This window comes from Bilifractor sp. HCP3S3_D3 (assembly GCF_052063915.1).
In the GTDB taxonomy this organism is placed as follows: Bacteria; Bacillota; Clostridia; order Lachnospirales; family Lachnospiraceae; genus Bilifractor.
The window spans coordinates 1-16332 of record NZ_JBQHWP010000001.1; the positions used below are offsets into that span (position 1 = coordinate 1).

Sequence of the window (16332 nt, forward strand, 5' to 3'; positions counted from 1 at the left end):
AAGATCTAAAAAGTGCATGATTAGAGTGTTAACACGGATATTAAATAAAAGCCCCTGAAAACCGGGGCTCATGTTAAAGTTTTTTCGAGACATTTTCATTTATGCTTGACAGGGGAAATTTGATATTTTTTATATTCGTATTTTTTTCTGCGAACACCATATTGTTCATGAATTCTTTCAGGCATTTTTCTGTTTTCCCCGAAAATAAAGCAGGAGAAAGCAGGTCACACAAGCAGCTGCTTCCGCAGCCAGACAGGATACGGGAACAGATCCATGGAAAGTCTTTCGTATCAGACGGTCTCCGAACACAGCCCAGGCGTTGACGCTCATATGTGCCGCAACAGCAGCACGGAGGTCGCCGCTCCTTTCATAGACAAAAGCCAGAAGAAAGCCAAGCAGGAACGCGTAGAGAAATTGAATCACATTTCCATGATAGATACCGAAACAAAAAGCAGAGAGCAGGATTCCTTTTCTCATACCGGCATAGTACGCCGCGCGGCGGAACAGCATGCCGCGGAAAATCATCTCTTCCGCCGCGGGTCCGAGAATCACTGTTCCGAGGATCAGCAGCAGCAGATTCTGGTTTTCGAAGGCAGGTGCGGCGTTCTGCGTGTAACCCGTGAAAACCCGTTCAAGACCGCTTCCCGTGATCAGGCTGCTCCACACGTGACCGGCAAATGTAACACACAGACAGCCACACACCATCTGCCATGCCTTCCACCCGCCGTCCCGCATCGGAAAGCGCATGGAGTCCACCCGGTAATTGTTCTTCTGCAGAAGAAGCGTGAGGCCGAATGCTGCGATGCTGATCCACATCGGGAGTGTCCGGACCCTGTCATAGATCTTCTCCGGATCATACTCTCCGACGATCAGCCCCGTCACAAGCAGAAGGACGACCGTAACCGCCGCCATGCACAGCCAGATAAAGACCAACGGAAAAACCACATCCCAGATTTTCTGTCTCTTTGTCATTTTCTTATCTCCGCAGCAGGATGTTTAAAGACTCTAGGTTTAAAGGACTCTGTTGGTCAGAAGAGCCTCAGCCATCTCCTCTGGCGTATCATAAACCAGATCCGCCCCCGCTCTCTCCAGTTCCTGTCTCCCGCCGTATCCATAGGCCGCACCGACAGCCAGAAGCTTCTCTGCTCTCGCGCCTTCAATATCGTATTTCCGGTCTCCGACCATGCATGCCGCATCTCTTCTTCCCGAGAAGCCAGTCCTGTCCAGCACCCGCTGGATCAGGCCGGCCTTGGAGATCGTCCCCTCCTCCCCGGTCAGAGATATCCCGCTCACACAATCGAAGTACCTTAGAAATCCGCAGTCGTCAGCGATTTCCCTCGCAAACTTTTCGGGCTTTGAGGTCGCCATTCCGATCCGCCATTTTCTTTCCTTCAGAGAGCGCAGCAGATCTCCGATCCCGGGGTATACCGTGTACTCAAGCTTACCGATCGATTCATACCGCTCCCGGAACAGACGGACTGCCTGAGCGCACTCCGATTCATTCATACCCATCTGCGCAAAGCTTTCATTCAGAGGCGGACCGACAAAGAATCCAAGTTCTTCCGCCTCCCGATGCTGCCATCCCATCTGATCCAGCGCATACTGCGCGCTCCTTGTGATTCCGAGCCCCGTATCTGTAAGTGTGCCGTCAAAATCGAAGACGATCAGGCGCTCCATTTTCTCCTCTCCTCCCACGAACACATTTTCATCCATCTCCGGTCACTGCCCGCACAGGACCTGTTGTGTTCTTCCGGATCTTCAGGTTTCCTCACATCTCCTCCGGGGCACTGAAACCGAGGACATCGATTGCATCCTCCAGTACCCTCTGAACAGTCTTCAGAAGAAGCAGCCAGGATTTCTTCTGCCCCTCATTCTCCTCGGTCAGGATCCGGGTCTCATGATAGAAGCTGTTGAAATTATTGGACAGCTCGTAAATATAGGCGCAGAGACGATGCGGCGCTTTTTCCTCAAAGGCACCGGTAAGCGCCTCATTATATCGCGACAGCTGAAGCATCAGTTTCTTCTCAATGTCACTTGCGGCGTTCAGGATTTTCGCGTCTTCCAGACTTCCGCCCTCCGCTTTGAACTTATTCAGGATGGATTTGATTCTAACGATCGTATACAGGATATATGGCCCGGTATTGCCTTCAAAAGAAGTAAAACGATCGACATCAAACACATAATCCTTGGATGCCTGATTCGAGAGATCTCCATACTTGATGGCAGAAAGTCCTACAATCTTCGCGGTCTCCTCCGCGTCCTTATCCTTGACGCTCTTATTCTCCACGATCTTCCGGAACATTTCCCGGTCGATATCCGCGATCAGAGTCTCCAGGCGCATTACACCGCCCTCTCTGGTCTTGAACGGCTTTCCGTCCTTCCCGTTCATGGTTCCGAAGCCGAGAAATGTCAGTTTTGTCTCAGGTTTTACAAGACCCGTCTTCCGTGCGCAGCGGAAAGTCTGGATAAAGTGCATCTCCTGACGCTTGTCCACCACATATAGGATCTCATCCGGATCAAAATCCTGCATACGCTCGACAATCGTAGCCAGATCAGTAGTGGTGTAAAGCGCTGCTCCATCGGATTTCAGGATCATGCAGGGCGGAACCTCCTTCTGGTCCTTTTCCTCCCTGACATCCACGATCAGCGCGCCCTGATCCTCGTAGGCGTATCCCTTGTCCTTCATCATCTGAACCATGTCCGGGATATAGGCCTGTGCATCCGACTCTCCCTTCCACAGATCAAAATGGACATCCAGTTTTTCGTAGTTTTTCTTCAGATCGGTGACGGAAACGGAAATTATATGTCTCCAGAGAGCCCGGTATCCCCTCCTGCCGCTCTGAAGTTCCGCCGTCGCCTGAAGTGCCTTATTCTTGTAAGCGTCATCTTCCTTCGATTTTTTGCTTGCCGTCGGATAAATCTCCTCCAGCTCGCTGATGGTAAATGGCGCCTTCTCCGGATATTCTCCGGTATAGGAGTCATCAAAATAGGGCAGCTCCGGTTTTCTTTCCTGAAGCTCAGTGATGATCAGGCCCATCTGAAGTCCCCAGTCTCCGAGATGAACATCACCAATCATGTGATGGCCAAGCCGAAGGCCCATGCGCCGGATACTTTCTCCGATGATTGCGGAACGCAGATGTCCGACATGAAGAGGTTTCGCGACATTGGGGCCGCCGTAGTCGATGACGATTGTCTCCGGGTCTGCCGTCTTTTCGACGGAGAGTTCCTGATCCTCCGCCATTTTCTGAAGGTATTCCGCAAGGGATTTCCGGTTCAGCGTGATGTTAATAAAGCCCGGCATAACGGCTTCCGCCTTCTCGATCAGTTCAGAATCCTGAAGATACGCTACAACATCTCCGGCGATCTGTATCGGTGCCTTTTTGTACTGCTTTTTAGCTGCCATTGCTCCGTTACACTGATACTCACAGAGATCCGGTCGGTTGGAGACAGTGACCCGGGCAAATCCGGCATCATATCCCGCCCTTTCAAAGGCTTCTGCTACTACTTCACTGATTTCTTCGATTATTTTCTTCATTTTGCTTTTTCCTTCTTGGGTTCTTCACCGGAGGAACGCTGTTCCGTTCGCTGCTGCAATTCCTTCAGTTCATCCCTGTATTTTTTGAAATGTTCATAGCAATACTGGATGATGGCCTTTCGGGTGATAATCCCGATAAAGACGTTTTCGTCATCGACCACAGGTACAAAATTCTGACGCATCGATGTCTGAATCAGATCCTCGATATCGCAGTTGATATTGACCGGGTCCATCTTCCATCTCCGCGGAACGGAGGAAAGACGGATCTCCTCGGCGTCCCTGAGGCTGAGATCATACCTGTCCTTGATGATGCGCAACAGATCTCCCTCTGTCAGCGTACCGATGTATCGTCCCCTTTCATCGAGAATCGGAATCGCCGTATACTTGTGGTATTCCATCTTCTCGATTGCCTGCCGCAGGGAACAGTCCGCACTGATGTACGCGCATTCCGCTTTTGGCGTGATAAAAAACAAGATATTCATATAATTTTACCTGCCCCGACTTCTGCAAAGCCGTTCAAACGACGTCCGTGCTCCCAAAAGGATATTTCCTTCCGTCCCGCTCTGCAGATATTGCCAGACTGTGTTTTCGATGTCCTTCGTGCACAGACCGGATCTAATATAGTATAATGGAAACAACGATAAGTTTCAAGACAAGGGATTTTGCATGTAAAGGAGGATTTCTCATGACACCGAAGGAACTAAATTACCGCCATCTCGGCGAGAGCATGATCAAAAAATTTGAAAAACGGAATATCGAAGCCTTCTACACCGCGACACGGGAGGAGGCAAGAGCGAAGGTACTGGAGCTGATACCGGAGGGATCCTCGGTGACCTACGGCGGATCCGCGACACTGAATGAATGTGGAATCCTTGACGCGTTCAGAACCGGCAAGTACTCTTTTATCGAGAGGACAGATGCAAGAACACCTGAAGAAAAGCGTGAAATGATGGCGCGGCAGATGATGGCTGACTATTTTCTGATGAGCACCAACGCCTTCACGAAGGACGGAGAGCTTGTAAATATCGACGGGAACGGCAACCGGGTCTGCTTTCTGATTCAGGGGCCAGCTCATGTCATTGTTGTCACGGGAATGAACAAGCTTGCCTTTGATATTCCCGAGGCTTTCCAGCGTATACACAACTGTGCCACCCCGCCGAACTGTGTCCGTCTCGGCTGCAAGACGCCCTGCTCCGTGACCGGAACCTGCGGAAACTGCCTCAGTCCGGAAACCATCTGCTGTCAGGAAGTCATCACCCGCTACAGCAAACATCCGGGCAGGATTAAGGTTGTAATGGTAGGCGAGGACCTCGGCTTCTGACATAGCCCGGAGGTCCTGCCTAATCGCTGCCGTTCACGCAGTAATTCCGCAGCTTATACAAATGGCGTGCGTCGGCAGCGGTCAGGATCGGTTTCGCGAGTTCACGGAGTAATGCCGCAGCTTGTACCATTGGCGGCGCCGTCACTCTCTTCGAAGCGCGTCGATCGGATTCAGGTTCGCAGCCTTGATCGAGGGAAGCAGCCCGAAAAGGATGCCGATAGCCATCGAAAATCCGACGCCGATGAATATCGACGGGATGCTGATTGCCGCCGGGGTTCCGGATGATCTGGATATCACCTCCGCAAGAACGATTCCCACAATGACTCCCAGAATGCCTCCCATACTCGTCAGGACAACGGATTCTGTGAGAAACTGTGCCAGAATACGGCGTTTTCTAGCTCCGAGTGCCTTCTTGAGCCCGATCTCACCTGTTCTCTCTGTCACGGACACGAGCATGATATTCATTACGCCGATTCCGCCGACCAGAAGGGCGATGCTGGCGATCCAGATCAGAAGGTTGTTGGTGCTTGCTGCAAGCTCCTGCTTGTTCTTCGCCTTTTCCAGCAGATCCTCTGCCTTATATCGGATCGCGCTGCCGCTTTCATCCTTACCTCCTGTATCTGAGGCACTGACGGATTCATTCATGATATCCTGAACCTCTTTCCCGACATTACTCATATCCTCCGTCCGGACGGCCTTCACGACACAATTTTGCGGTTCGTCATAACTGTAACTGATCGGCCAGTCCGCGTCGGGGATCATAACCCTTCCATATTCTTCTTCTGCATAGGTCAGATAATCCTGAAAGGAATCATAGTTTGGCCGCGTCTTCTGTATTTTTCTCACAAGCCCCACCACCGTGTACGGTTCTCCCTTTATGCTGAGGATGTTCCCAAGAGCATTGCCGGACGGATACAGAATGTTTGCAGCCGTTTCGTCCAGAAGCGCAACCTTGCGGAACTTCGTGTAGTCCGCATCCACAAACGGACGGCCGGAATAAATCCGGTAACCGGTTGTTGAAAGATAATGTGTGTCGATACCGAGCATCTGTCCGCTGTCCAGCGTCTGGTCTCCGGCTGAAATACTGTCCGCATAACTTCTTGAAAGATAGAAGGAGGCATCCGCAACATCGTCCAGTTTCCGGATTTCCTTCTTCTGCGCATCGGAAACAGGGACAACACCGTCAGGCAGACCGCCGTCCATCCAGTAGTCGCCCTCTCCCTGCTTCAAAGATATCGATACATTATTGTTTCCGGCGCCGATCAGATTCTGCAGAATCTGTTTATTGGTTCCCTTGATGGTTGACACAATCCCTATGATCGAAGCGATTCCGATAATCACGCCAAGCATCGTCAGGAAGGACCTCATCTTATGTGCCCATATGCTTTGAAAGGAAAACTTCAGATTTTCTGCCATGTCTCCTCCTTGCTATTCATGGTTTGTTCTGTAGCGAATGAATCATGAGTACAATTCATCAATCGTCCCTTCTCTCGTTTTTGCGCCTTCCCTGATATCTTTCCCGTAAGGAAAGGCCACCCAGTCAGACAGACTGACCCCGGATTTAATCTGATAGGATCCATTTTCATATGTGCCTGTCTTGATTTCTCTCTTCTCCAGCCGTTTGTCCTTGCCGCGAAGATATACGTATTTTTTTCCGTTTTCATCGAGAACAAAGGCGCCGTACAGGTAGAAGTCGGATTCTCCATTCGCCGTATTATCCGGTGTGATTCCCGACGAATCCATTGTGATCTGAACATATTCGCCATTCGTCAGAGCTGCATCGGCGCTGTCGATATAGGCGATGAACGGATATATGGAGTTGCTGCTGTCAGAGCCGTACATTCCGCTCGTATCCGGATACGAAGAGATGCTCTTTACCGTCGCCGGGTAGGTATTTCCCGACTGCCAGGAGGTTATCGTGACTTCCGTTCCCTCCTTTATCTGAGACAGACGGTTTTCGTAAACACCTCCCTTTACATACAGGCCGGACGCTCCCGCCAGCTGCAGAAACGGGCTGCCGTCAGTCGGAGGATTGTCCGGATCTCCGGCCGTCTTGATGATTCCGTTCATCTTCGCCTTTACGACACCATCTGTGACATCCTGCTGCGCTTTCTTCACCTTCAGATCCGATTCCTGCAGATCGAGTCTCAGGTCCGAAAGCTGACTTTCCTGATCCCGGATCGCCTGCTTCAGCTCATCTGCACTATATTCCTCATCGGGGGAAATCAGCCCGCTGCTGCCTGAACCGCTGTCCGTTCCGGAATCCGATCCCAGGGATGTCCCGCTTTTATCCGCCGTCAGAATTCCGAAATCTCCGTTCCCGACACACGCGGGTTTCTGTGAATACCCCGCCGTTTCTCCCGAAAAAACAGCATCGTCTGCATCGTCTCCGATCCGCATATAGCTTTTGCAGTCAGCAAAGACTCCCCGAAATGAGTTCTTTCTGGATGAAGCTGATGCGGGCACGGTGCCTCCGCTTTGTTCTGTATCCCTCGCAGCCTCTGCAGGAGATGGCTGTGGAGAAGTCCCGGGCTCTGACCCCTCACCTCCCTGCGGTGTAGGAGATGGTGTCGGGTTCGGCGGCGCGGTCGGCTCCTGAGACGGTGCGGGCGTATCCTGAGACGGTGCGGGCGTATCCCGGGGATCATCTTCTTTCTGAAGCTCTGTCAGCGCCTGCAGAAGCTTCTCCCTCGTTTCTCTGTCCATTTTCTTCAGGATGTTATTCAGCTTTTCTTCATCTCCGCTCAGTTTCTGCAGCGCAGCCGCAAGCTTGTCCGTATCACGGATTCCCTCCAGTGCCTTCGCGATCTGGTCTGCAGTCATTGCGGAAAGATCGGCAAAATCGGCATTTCCCGTAGCGGCATCCACCGTGACCGGGCTGTCCGGATCCAGCTTGCGGATATCCTGCATCCATGCGGAAACAGCATGATCATCCGCGTCAAGAATTTCCAGAACAATATAGCGTTGTTTCTGGCCCGTCTTGTCTGCCATTTCCTGCTGCTTACGGATAAATCCGGTGCCAATGGTGATCCTGCCTTCCTCGTCCGGCTCGCAGAGAAACAGATAGGGTTTTTCTGCTGTTCCGTCCGCGGTCATTTCATTCTTTGCCTCCGAATCAGCGGTCAGCTCCCTGTATTTCACAAGCTTCATCGGTTCCCTGTCATTCCCGCCCGGTTTTTCGTCTTCGTTCTGCCCCGGTTCTTTAATGTCATCCGGACCGTTATCAGGGACAATGTCTCCATCATCGATCGATGATGGATCCACCGGCGCGAAATCGTCCGGCGGAATCACATTGCTGACCGGTTTCATTCGACGCAGAGTATCAAGGTTTTTCTCCGCCACCTCAATATTCAGCCGGATCTGCTGGTTGTTCAGTTTCTCCTGCTCCAGGTTCAGGCCTGTCTTTGTCGTATCATAAGCAAGGAGGATATCTCCTTCGCGAACCGCCTGTCCCTGCTTTACATACACATGCTTAATATCCTCCGTATCTGTTACGTAAATGTTCTGGCTGGCATCGGTTGTGACGACTCCCTGCATGGTCTGGCTGTCATACCCGTAGCCTCCGCTGTAATTCAGGTCAGAGGCATTGAAAACTGTGACAGTCCTCTGGCTGGTCGTCACCTGTACCGCGCGGAAGATTCCGTATCCGGCGCCTGCAGCAATCACGGATGCAAGGATAACAGATATTACTTTCTTAGCCTTCATTGCCCGGATCCCCTCCTTCCCCTGCATCGGTATGTCCGCTTTCCTTCCACATCTTCCCCTCTTTTTGACCACTTTTCTCTTCCCTATGCCCGACAGGATCTTTCTGCCCGGGAAGAAATAGAACGCCGTCACGGATCTCAACGAGTCTCTGTGCCCTTGCCGCAATTCCGGGATCATGCGTGATCATCAGAATACTGGATCCCTCCCGGTTCAGCTCCTGAAACAGATCCATGACCTGACTGCCGGATTTTGAATCCAGGGCACCGGTAGGCTCATCCGCAAGAATAATTTTCGGTCGGTTCGCAATCGCGCGCGCAATCGCGGTCCGCTGCTTCTGGCCACCGGAGAGCTGATTTGGCCGGAAATCCACCCGCTCCGACAGGCCAACCCGGGCCAGTGCCTCCTTCGCCAGCTCCCGTCTTTTTTTCTTTGGCAGGCCGGCATAGGTCAGTGGCAGTTCCACATTCTCCAGCGCGGTCATGTACGGCAGCAGCTGAAAGTTCTGAAATACAAACCCGATTTTTGCCAGCCGCAGGTCAGCGAGCTCATTATCCGAAAGTTTCGATACTTCGTTCCCGTCCAGGATCAGCGTACCGCTGGTCGGCTGATCCAAACAGCCGATCAGGTTCATCAGCGTCGATTTTCCGGATCCGGACGGTCCCATGACCGCCACGTATTCTCCCTCGTCCATCGAAAAATTCACATCCCTGAGAACCGGTACTTCAAGCTTTCCCTGAATATAATTTTTATAGATATGTCTGCATTCAAGGATCATTTCGGCACCTCCTCAGTCTGCGGCAACGGCGCCGCCGGCTACCTGTCCGTCATCTGTGCTGTCAGCGTATCCTTCTGATCCGCCCTCCGATCCCTGCGCCGCTTCCTGCTGCGCCGCTGACAGCTCCGGGTTATTGCTGCTCTCGGTCTCACGATATTCTGACGATGAAATCGTATCGTCGTAGTAGCTCCCGGAAATCACGTCATTTCCGGAGAGCGGAATCGAACTCGAGGACATCACGCCTTCCGTTCCGGATTCCGATGGCATCTCACTCATCGGGGCTGTTGCCATGCCCTCCTTCAGATCCGGAGATGGTATCGCCAGAGAATCCTCCATGGTAATTCCCTCTGTGATCTGCACCTCTCCGGTTGTATCATCGCTCTCTCCCAGCTTTACCTCACGCTTCTCCAGCTTTCCGTTCTTCCCTGCCGCCCATACGAAGGGATGTTTCTCATCAGACTGATCGACCATATACGAACCGATCCAGATTCCCTTGCTCTTATCCACTTTGCTTCCGGTATCCGTCTGCATGTATACATGCTGTCCCAGCATGAGTCCATCGCTGTTCTCGAGTTGCACATAAAAAGGATAGTTTGTGCCTCCGGAAGACGACGCTCCGCTGTACCCATAATCGTTATTGCTGCTGACGGTATTCTCGGTGTCAATTTTGTTTATGGTTCCCTTCCAGGTTTTGCTATCGTCCACTCTGGAATGAACAATGACCGGCGTCCCCTCGGACAGCGTTCCGACATTCTGTTCATTGACGGTGCCCTTCACCCGGTAGTCTCCGGTTTTGATTATCGTGATATAGGAGGTATCCGTACCGTCAGAAGAGGCTGATGTTCCGTCATTGATGCTCTTAACCACACCGTCCATCTGGCTGGTCACCGTCGCGTTGTTGATGTTGTCCTGCAGCTTCCGGATGTCCTGCTGCTTGCTCTGGATATCGAGTTGCTTCTGCTGCTGGGAGAGCTGCTGTTCCTGAATCCGGATGGTATAATCCGCCTGCTCCGATGCCGAAGCGGAGGCCTTCTCCTTTGTCAGCTGACTGATTGTCTGTCCCATTGAGGTATACTCGTTATTCAGCCTCTGAAGATCGATATTTGCCTGCTCCAGATCCTGCTGGTATTTTGTCGTGTCATAAGTGAAAAGTGCATCGCCCTTCTTCACTTCCTGTCCCACGGCGACCTTCAGGTCCTTCACCTCAGCGTCCGTGTTCTTGTTCACGGACCAGGTTTCCTGCGTCTCCACCGTACCAGCATAGTAGTTGTTCGTTCCGAGCGATCCGGTATCAGCAAGGTTTGACACCAGATCGACGTACGCTGTTTCTCCTGTTTTATCCGTTTTGTTATTCGCTGCATGCATGCGGATGACTCCGACTGTCAAAGCACCCGCAGCGGCAATAATCAGCACAAGAATGCCTGCTTTTTTCCTGTTCATAATGCTCCTTTCGTTTTACGAATGGCTGCGCTGAACTGAACCATCTCAGGTTCACTGCGCATTCTGATCCGATATTTTATTTTCTTTCAGGATCTTCAAAGCTTCATCGTCCGGATTGAAGTAGACGGTTCTGTCGTCCTGCTCGCCCTGATAGGCGGCCGACATGTACCACCAGGAGCCGTCTTCCTCTGCGTCCGTATAATAACCGCGGATCTGTGTGACATGCTGAAGAAAATCTGAAATTTCATCAGGATCCGTCAGCAGATAACTGTTCTCTCCGCTCTGTATAACCACGGACAGGATGTCGCTGCTGATTCCCTCCTCGTCTCCGGATGAGCCCTTCAACAGATTGATGCCGTGATTCTTCAGAAATTCCAATGTCCTGCAGTATTCCGGATAGAGATACAGCTCATATACATCCATCTGTCTGCCATCAATGGAAATCCCATCGGACCAGTCCTTCGGTGTGAACCGAAGGGTACCAACAGGTTCCTGCTTTTGAATCGCCGTGAGATCCGTTGCGTTGGAATCGTCTCTCAACGCCTGAATCAGGTCATGGATTTCCTCCTGAGACAGATCCGGTGTCGTCCCCGGGCCTTTCGCGATCTCCCACGGACAGATTTCAACGCTTTCAATCGCGGACGGATCCACAAAATTGGCAGGATAATTATTCTTCCTCCAGGAAGAATCCGCCGAAAGCACGTTCTCTGCCTTCCGGAGTGCCTTATCCGACACCTGATACTGCCGGTATACAACGCCGCCGTTTTTCATATGGAACATGACACAGATATTTGGAACATACTCTGTCTCCCCTGCCTGTTCCGCATTTTTCACGCCCTCTTCCGCCAGCGTATAGATGGACATAAAATCTCCAGTCTCCGTTTTCTTCAGCATGGGTATGGCATTCTGACTCATATCCCAATAGCTGTACTCACCGAGAATACGGATTCCGTCACTGCATGGGATCATTGACATCGACAGAATCTGATCTGTTTCCGGAAGCCAGCTGTCATATCCAAAGGGATTTACGATCATGAGTGCGAGAAGCAGGGCTGTTCCGGCATACTCCGCGGCAAGGGAGACCCAGTGTCTCGGAATACTCTTCAGATCTCTGCTGTAGATAAATTCGATGATGCCATTGATCAGAAAGACTCCGATCACAGAGAACACAACCCAGCTCACACTGCTGCTGTCCGTGCTTCTCGAGAGCAGCGCTCCAAACGCGATTCCGCCCGGAACGCTTACCAGAAGCTTTACACATGCCCCGAAGCCATGGTAGCAGAGAGAATTTTCCGCTGCCTCCGAACGTCTCCTTCTGTACAGAAGCAATCCGAGTATGACTGAAAAAATGAAGTATCCCGTCAGGAAAAGACCCGGAAGAAGCAGAGAATGTACCCGATCCGGAAGCAATGCTCCGAAAAGAGAGGACAGTCTGTCACTTCTCAGCCACATCAGCGAAAACGGGGACAGAAGCCAGATCACATTGCCGCCTCTATCTGTATAGCTGCTGTATGTCACGAATTTTTCCAGAATCAGTGAACTGATCAGATAGAAGCATGTCGGCCCGTATCCCAGAAAAAATATTCCCGTCAGAAGTCCGGTCAGAAGTCTTCCGGTCAGAATCATCGCGAGGATGCAGACCCCATAAATTGCAGAAAACGCCAGGAGGAAGAACAGCGCCGATCCCGCCACCGTCCGGAGCGTATCCCGGGTCAGAAGCCCGTAGACTCCCCCGAACAGGAAATATCCGCCAAACACATTCACAAGATATGGAACTGCCGCCGCAAGCCATCCTGCCGCAAACTTCACACAATACAGCTCATTGCGGCTAAGCGCCAGGCTGTGATAAAAATCAGTTCTCTCCCTTGAATCCAGATAATAAAACATCGTGCAGGCACACAGGAGTGCGGCGACGCCGACGGAAAGAATCGTAGGAATGTCACCCGATCCAAGGCTTGACTCAAGTGCCTTTATCCGGAGGGAACGGATCATCTCCGCGTAGTTTTTCCCTTTCTCGGCATATAGATTGTTGATGTTCAGAACCAGATACAGACGCATCGGATATTCAAAAAACGCAATCACAGAGATCAGCACCGGGAGCCAGTAAGAGAGGCTGACCTCCTGCCGTATAAACCGAACGAGGCTGATTTTCCGATCGGGATTTCTTCTCCCGGCAGACGCCCGCATGGATTTCTGTTTATGAATGAATGCTTCGAACATCATACCCGGCCACCTCCGTTTCTGTAATAAAGATCTCCTCCAGTGTCAGCGGCAGATTCTCCGCGAAGATCGGATTCATTCTTTCAATGATATCCATGACATTCTGGTAAGATCCTCTGGCAACAATCGTGAGAATTGAGCCTCTCTTCTCACTCAGAATCACATCGAGACGTGATTTCAGCTCTTCTTCCATCATGGGATCTCTCAGGACAACCTGCACCTTCTGCATGTTGAATTTCATGTCATCGAGGGCACTGGACAGGAGAAGCTTTCCATGATGTAAAAGTCCTACATGGTCGCAGATGTCTTCCATCTCCCGCAGATTATGCGAGGCAATCACGGGGACAAATTCCCGGTCCAGAATCTCCGAAGCCAGAAGTCCCTTGACTGCCTGACGGACGACAGGATCCAGCCCGTCGAAGGTCTCGTCGCAGAGAAGGTATTTTGTACCGGAACAGATACCGAGAAACAGGGACAGCTGCTTCTTCATCCCTTTGGAAAATGCGTTGATTCTGCGTTTCTTGTCCATCCCGATTTTGCTGAGAAGTTCCAGAAACCGCTTTTCCTGAAAATCCGGATAAATGGTTTTCCAGATGCTGGTCATTGTGACCGGCGTTGCATTCACCGGGAAGTAGCTGAGATCCGGAATAAAGCAGACGTCAGCCTTTGCCGCCGGATTGTCCCACACCGGAATACCGTCAATAAGGATTTCTCCTGTATCCTGCTTCAGCACTCCGGCGATCATGCGAAGCAGAGTACTCTTGCCTGAACCGTTCGTTCCTACCAGTCCGAAGACCTCTCCCTCATTAATAGCGGACGTAACCTCCCGGAGAGCCTGAACGTCCTGGAACTTCTTTGACACATTTATTAACTCGATCATTCCTGTACCCCTCCAAAGATTTCATCGACAAGTCGGGTACAGCCTTCCCGGTCGACCCCAAGCTCTCTGCCTTCCTTCAGACATTCCTTCATCTTGTCCTTCCAGATATTTTGCTTTCGCTCCGCCAGAGAAGACGGATTGCCGGAAACGAAGTTTCCTCGTCCCTTCACCGTGTAAATGTAACCCTCTTTCTCCAGCACCGCATAGGCCTTCTGAATTGTATTCGGATTAATCGACAACTCCTGCGCCAGCTGCCGCACGGAAGAAATCTTCTCATCCGGCGCCAGAACGCCCTTAATAATCAGCATCTCGTAGTAATCCGCGATCTGCTCATAGATCGGACGCCGATCCTGGTAGTCAATCGCAATCAAAGCTTTCCCTCCTTCCGCCTCAGAAAAAGTCTCTGTATACTGTGTACTATATAACGCAGTACACATGATGTCAAGAAAAAGACCGCTGGATCGGCCCCGGTTTGCAGCCGGCGCGAATCCAGCGGTCTGTGACTGTTCAAATGATAACCATGATATGGCCGGGTCAGGGCGGGTATCTGCCAGAACCCATGCCCGGCTTCCCGTCGGTTATTCTTCCGCAGGAATCTCCAGTCCCAGCTCATCCAGCTGCTTCTGATCCACTCTGGAAGGTGCCTCGGTCATGAGATCGGATGCGTCCTTAACCTTCGGGAACGCGATAACGTCGCGGATGGTATCCGCCTGCGCCATCAGCATGACGAGACGGTCAAGTCCGTATGCCAGACCTGCATGCGGCGGAACGCCGTACTTGAACGCAGTAAGCAGGAACTTGAAATTCTCCCATGCGCGTTCTTTCGTGAAACCGAGAACCTCGAACATCTTTTCCTGAATGTCGTTCTGGTGAATCCGGACAGAGCCTCCGCCGATCTCATTGCCGTTCAGCGTGATATCATACGCCTTCGCGCGGACGGAACCCGGATCGGAGTCGATCTTGTCCCAGTCCTCCTCCATCGGCATGGTAAAGGGATGGTGCATCGCCATAAAGCGGTTCTCTTCATCAGACCACTCCAGAAGCGGGAATTCAACAATCCAAAGGAAACGGAAATCATCCTTCCTGGTGAGCCCCAGCTCATCGCGGAAATGCAGGCGAAGCTGTCCAAGCACATTCCACACAATCTTGTTGCGATCCGCCGCAAAGAGCAGAAGGTCACCCTTTTCACCCTTCATTGCGCCAATCAGAGCCGCTTCCTGATCTTCCGTCATAAATTTCGAGAAGGAGGATTTCACTGTTCCATCGTCCTTCAGCTGAATATATGCCAGACCGCCTGCGCCCATGCCCTTTGCCATCTCGGCAAGCTTGTCGATCTGCTTGCGGCCCATGTTGCCCTGTCCCTTGACATTGATGCCGCGAACCGAACCATCCTTCAACGACAGAGCGTTTTTAAATACCGCAAAGTCAAAGTCCTTTACAACCTCTGATACATCTACCAGTTCCAGGCCGAAGCGGACATCCGGCTTATCTGACCCAAAGCGGTTCATCGCCTCAATCCAGGTCATTCTCGGGATCGGCGTGGGAACATCAACGTTCAGCGTCTTCTTGAACAGGTATTTCAGATATCTCTCGTTGACATCGATGACATCATCCACATCTACGAAGGACAGCTCCATATCGATCTGTGTGAACTCCGGCTGGCGGTCCGCACGAAGATCCTCATCCCGGAAGCATCTGGCGAGCTGAATATACCGGTCATACCCCGAGCACATCAGAAGCTGCTTAAACAGCTGCGGAGACTGCGGCAGCGCATAGAAACTTCCGGGGTGAATCCGGCTCGGAACGAGATAGTCACGGGCACCCTCAGGGGTACTCTTGCCAAGCATAGGCGTCTCGATCTCCATGAATCCCTCATCGTGGAAAAACTCACGTGTATAATAAGCCACATCGGAACGAAGCTTCATATTTCTCTGGAGATCCGGACGACGGAGGTCAAGGTAGCGATGAGCAAGACGGATTTCATCCTTCGTCTTGCTGTTCTCCTCGATCGGAAATGGCGGTGTCTCGGACTCTGCCAGAATTCTCAGGTAATTGACGAGAACCTCCATCGATCCGGTCGCAAGCTTCTCATTCACCGCTCCCTCACGTTTCCGGACGGTTCCCCTTACCGCAATTACAAATTCCGACCGGAGCTTCGTCGCCTTGCTGAAGCACTCCTCCTCGGTCTCCTTACTGTCAAAAATCAGCTGCATGATTCCGGAACGATCTCTGAGGTCCACGAAAATAATACCGCCCTTGTTGCGGCTCTTCTGTACCCAGCCCATCAGAGTCACTTCGCTGCCGATCATATCAGCAGTCACCTCCGCAGCTCTGCAGGTTCGTTTCATTCCCTTCATACTTTCCGCCATGGTTAATTGTCTCCTTATTTTCTTTTATATCAGATTCTGTCTGCGTCTTCGAAGAGCTTATTTAATAACTGTATAAGCTACGGATTG

At 51.6% G+C, this 16332-nt stretch carries 13 protein-coding genes; 1 reads left to right on the forward strand and 12 read right to left on the reverse strand.

Annotated features, from left to right (window positions below; translation table 11 throughout):
• Nucleotides 1-177: 177 nt before the first annotated feature.
• The 4 genes from ACTNDI_RS00005 to ACTNDI_RS00020 are packed head-to-tail and all read right to left on the reverse strand — an operon-like array spanning nt 178 to nt 4017.
• Complete coding sequence (locus tag ACTNDI_RS00005) at nt 178-972, reverse strand: lysostaphin resistance A-like protein (RefSeq protein WP_441098710.1); 795 nt, start codon at nt 970-972, stop codon at nt 178-180.
• Nucleotides 973-1011: 39 nt separating this feature from the next.
• Nucleotides 1012-1713, reverse strand: a complete 702-nt coding sequence (locus ACTNDI_RS00010) for an HAD hydrolase-like protein (RefSeq protein ID WP_441098711.1) — start codon at nt 1711-1713, stop codon at nt 1012-1014.
• Nucleotides 1714-1768: 55 nt separating this feature from the next.
• Nucleotides 1769-3535: an arginine--tRNA ligase gene (argS, locus tag ACTNDI_RS00015; protein WP_441098712.1), complete on the reverse strand. Its 1767-nt coding sequence runs from the start codon at nt 3533-3535 to the stop codon at nt 1769-1771.
• Nucleotides 3532-4017, reverse strand: coding sequence for a CBS domain-containing protein (locus ACTNDI_RS00020; protein WP_441098713.1), 486 nt, complete (start codon nt 4015-4017; stop codon nt 3532-3534). Before ACTNDI_RS00020 ends, argS begins: the two co-directional genes overlap by 4 nt.
• A gap of 203 nt (nt 4018-4220) precedes the next feature.
• Here ACTNDI_RS00020 and ACTNDI_RS00025 point away from each other — a divergent pair, with 203 nt between their 5' ends.
• Nucleotides 4221-4856 carry a lactate utilization protein gene (locus tag ACTNDI_RS00025; protein WP_441098714.1) on the forward strand — a complete coding sequence of 212 codons (636 nt, stop codon included), beginning with the start codon at nt 4221-4223 and terminating at the stop codon, nt 4854-4856.
• Between the two features lie 141 nt (nt 4857-4997).
• Here ACTNDI_RS00025 and ACTNDI_RS00030 read toward each other — a convergent pair whose 3' ends face one another.
• From ACTNDI_RS00030 to aspS, 8 genes are all read right to left on the reverse strand, one after another.
• On the reverse strand, nt 4998-6272 hold the full coding sequence (locus ACTNDI_RS00030) for an ABC transporter permease (RefSeq protein ID WP_441098715.1): 1275 nt from the start codon (nt 6270-6272) through the stop codon (nt 4998-5000).
• A 42-nt stretch (nt 6273-6314) separates the two neighbouring features.
• The gene (locus tag ACTNDI_RS00035) at nt 6315-8561 is read right to left on the reverse strand and encodes a hypothetical protein (RefSeq protein WP_441098716.1); all 2247 of its coding nucleotides are present in this window, start codon (nt 8559-8561) and stop codon (nt 6315-6317) included.
• Nucleotides 8551-9336, reverse strand: a complete 786-nt coding sequence (locus tag ACTNDI_RS00040; protein WP_441098717.1) for an ABC transporter ATP-binding protein — start codon at nt 9334-9336, stop codon at nt 8551-8553. The genes ACTNDI_RS00035 and ACTNDI_RS00040 overlap by 11 nt, the downstream gene beginning before the upstream one ends.
• A 12-nt stretch (nt 9337-9348) precedes the next feature.
• Complete coding sequence (locus ACTNDI_RS00045; protein ID WP_441098718.1) at nt 9349-10776, reverse strand: efflux RND transporter periplasmic adaptor subunit; 1428 nt, start codon at nt 10774-10776, stop codon at nt 9349-9351.
• A 51-nt stretch (nt 10777-10827) separates the two neighbouring features.
• Nucleotides 10828-12999: a hypothetical protein gene (locus ACTNDI_RS00050; protein ID WP_441098719.1), complete on the reverse strand. Its 2172-nt coding sequence runs from the start codon at nt 12997-12999 to the stop codon at nt 10828-10830.
• On the reverse strand, nt 12974-13876 hold the full coding sequence (locus ACTNDI_RS00055; protein WP_441098720.1) for an ATP-binding cassette domain-containing protein: 903 nt from the start codon (nt 13874-13876) through the stop codon (nt 12974-12976). Before ACTNDI_RS00055 ends, ACTNDI_RS00050 begins: the two co-directional genes overlap by 26 nt.
• Nucleotides 13873-14247 carry a GntR family transcriptional regulator gene (locus ACTNDI_RS00060; protein ID WP_441098721.1) on the reverse strand — a complete coding sequence of 125 codons (375 nt, stop codon included), beginning with the start codon at nt 14245-14247 and terminating at the stop codon, nt 13873-13875. The genes ACTNDI_RS00055 and ACTNDI_RS00060 overlap by 4 nt, the downstream gene beginning before the upstream one ends.
• Before the next feature lie 207 nt (nt 14248-14454).
• Nucleotides 14455-16245, reverse strand: a complete 1791-nt coding sequence (gene aspS / locus ACTNDI_RS00065) for an aspartate--tRNA ligase (RefSeq protein WP_441098722.1) — start codon at nt 16243-16245, stop codon at nt 14455-14457.
• Between the last annotated feature and the right edge of the window lie 87 nt (nt 16246-16332).

Bases quoted from the DNA above. Each gene is read 5' to 3' on its own strand.
- ACTNDI_RS00005 (WP_441098710.1), bottom strand. From the start codon at position 972: ATGACAAAGAGACAGAAAATCTGGGATGTGGTTTTTCCGTTGGTCTTT.
- ACTNDI_RS00010 (WP_441098711.1), bottom strand. From the start codon at position 1,713: ATGGATGAAAATGTGTTCGTGGGAGGAGAGGAGAAAATGGAGCGCCTG.
- argS (WP_441098712.1), bottom strand. From the start codon at position 3,535: ATGAAGAAAATAATCGAAGAAATCAGTGAAGTAGTAGCAGAAGCCTTT.
- ACTNDI_RS00020 (WP_441098713.1), bottom strand. From the start codon at position 4,017: ATGAATATCTTGTTTTTTATCACGCCAAAAGCGGAATGCGCGTACATC.
- ACTNDI_RS00025 (WP_441098714.1), top strand. From the start codon at position 4,221: ATGACACCGAAGGAACTAAATTACCGCCATCTCGGCGAGAGCATGATC.
- ACTNDI_RS00030 (WP_441098715.1), bottom strand. From the start codon at position 6,272: ATGGCAGAAAATCTGAAGTTTTCCTTTCAAAGCATATGGGCACATAAG.
- ACTNDI_RS00035 (WP_441098716.1), bottom strand. From the start codon at position 8,561: ATGAAGGCTAAGAAAGTAATATCTGTTATCCTTGCATCCGTGATTGCT.
- ACTNDI_RS00040 (WP_441098717.1), bottom strand. From the start codon at position 9,336: ATGATCCTTGAATGCAGACATATCTATAAAAATTATATTCAGGGAAAG.
- ACTNDI_RS00045 (WP_441098718.1), bottom strand. From the start codon at position 10,776: ATGAACAGGAAAAAAGCAGGCATTCTTGTGCTGATTATTGCCGCTGCG.
- ACTNDI_RS00050 (WP_441098719.1), bottom strand. From the start codon at position 12,999: ATGATGTTCGAAGCATTCATTCATAAACAGAAATCCATGCGGGCGTCT.
- ACTNDI_RS00055 (WP_441098720.1), bottom strand. From the start codon at position 13,876: ATGATCGAGTTAATAAATGTGTCAAAGAAGTTCCAGGACGTTCAGGCT.
- aspS (WP_441098722.1), bottom strand. From the start codon at position 16,245: ATGGCGGAAAGTATGAAGGGAATGAAACGAACCTGCAGAGCTGCGGAG.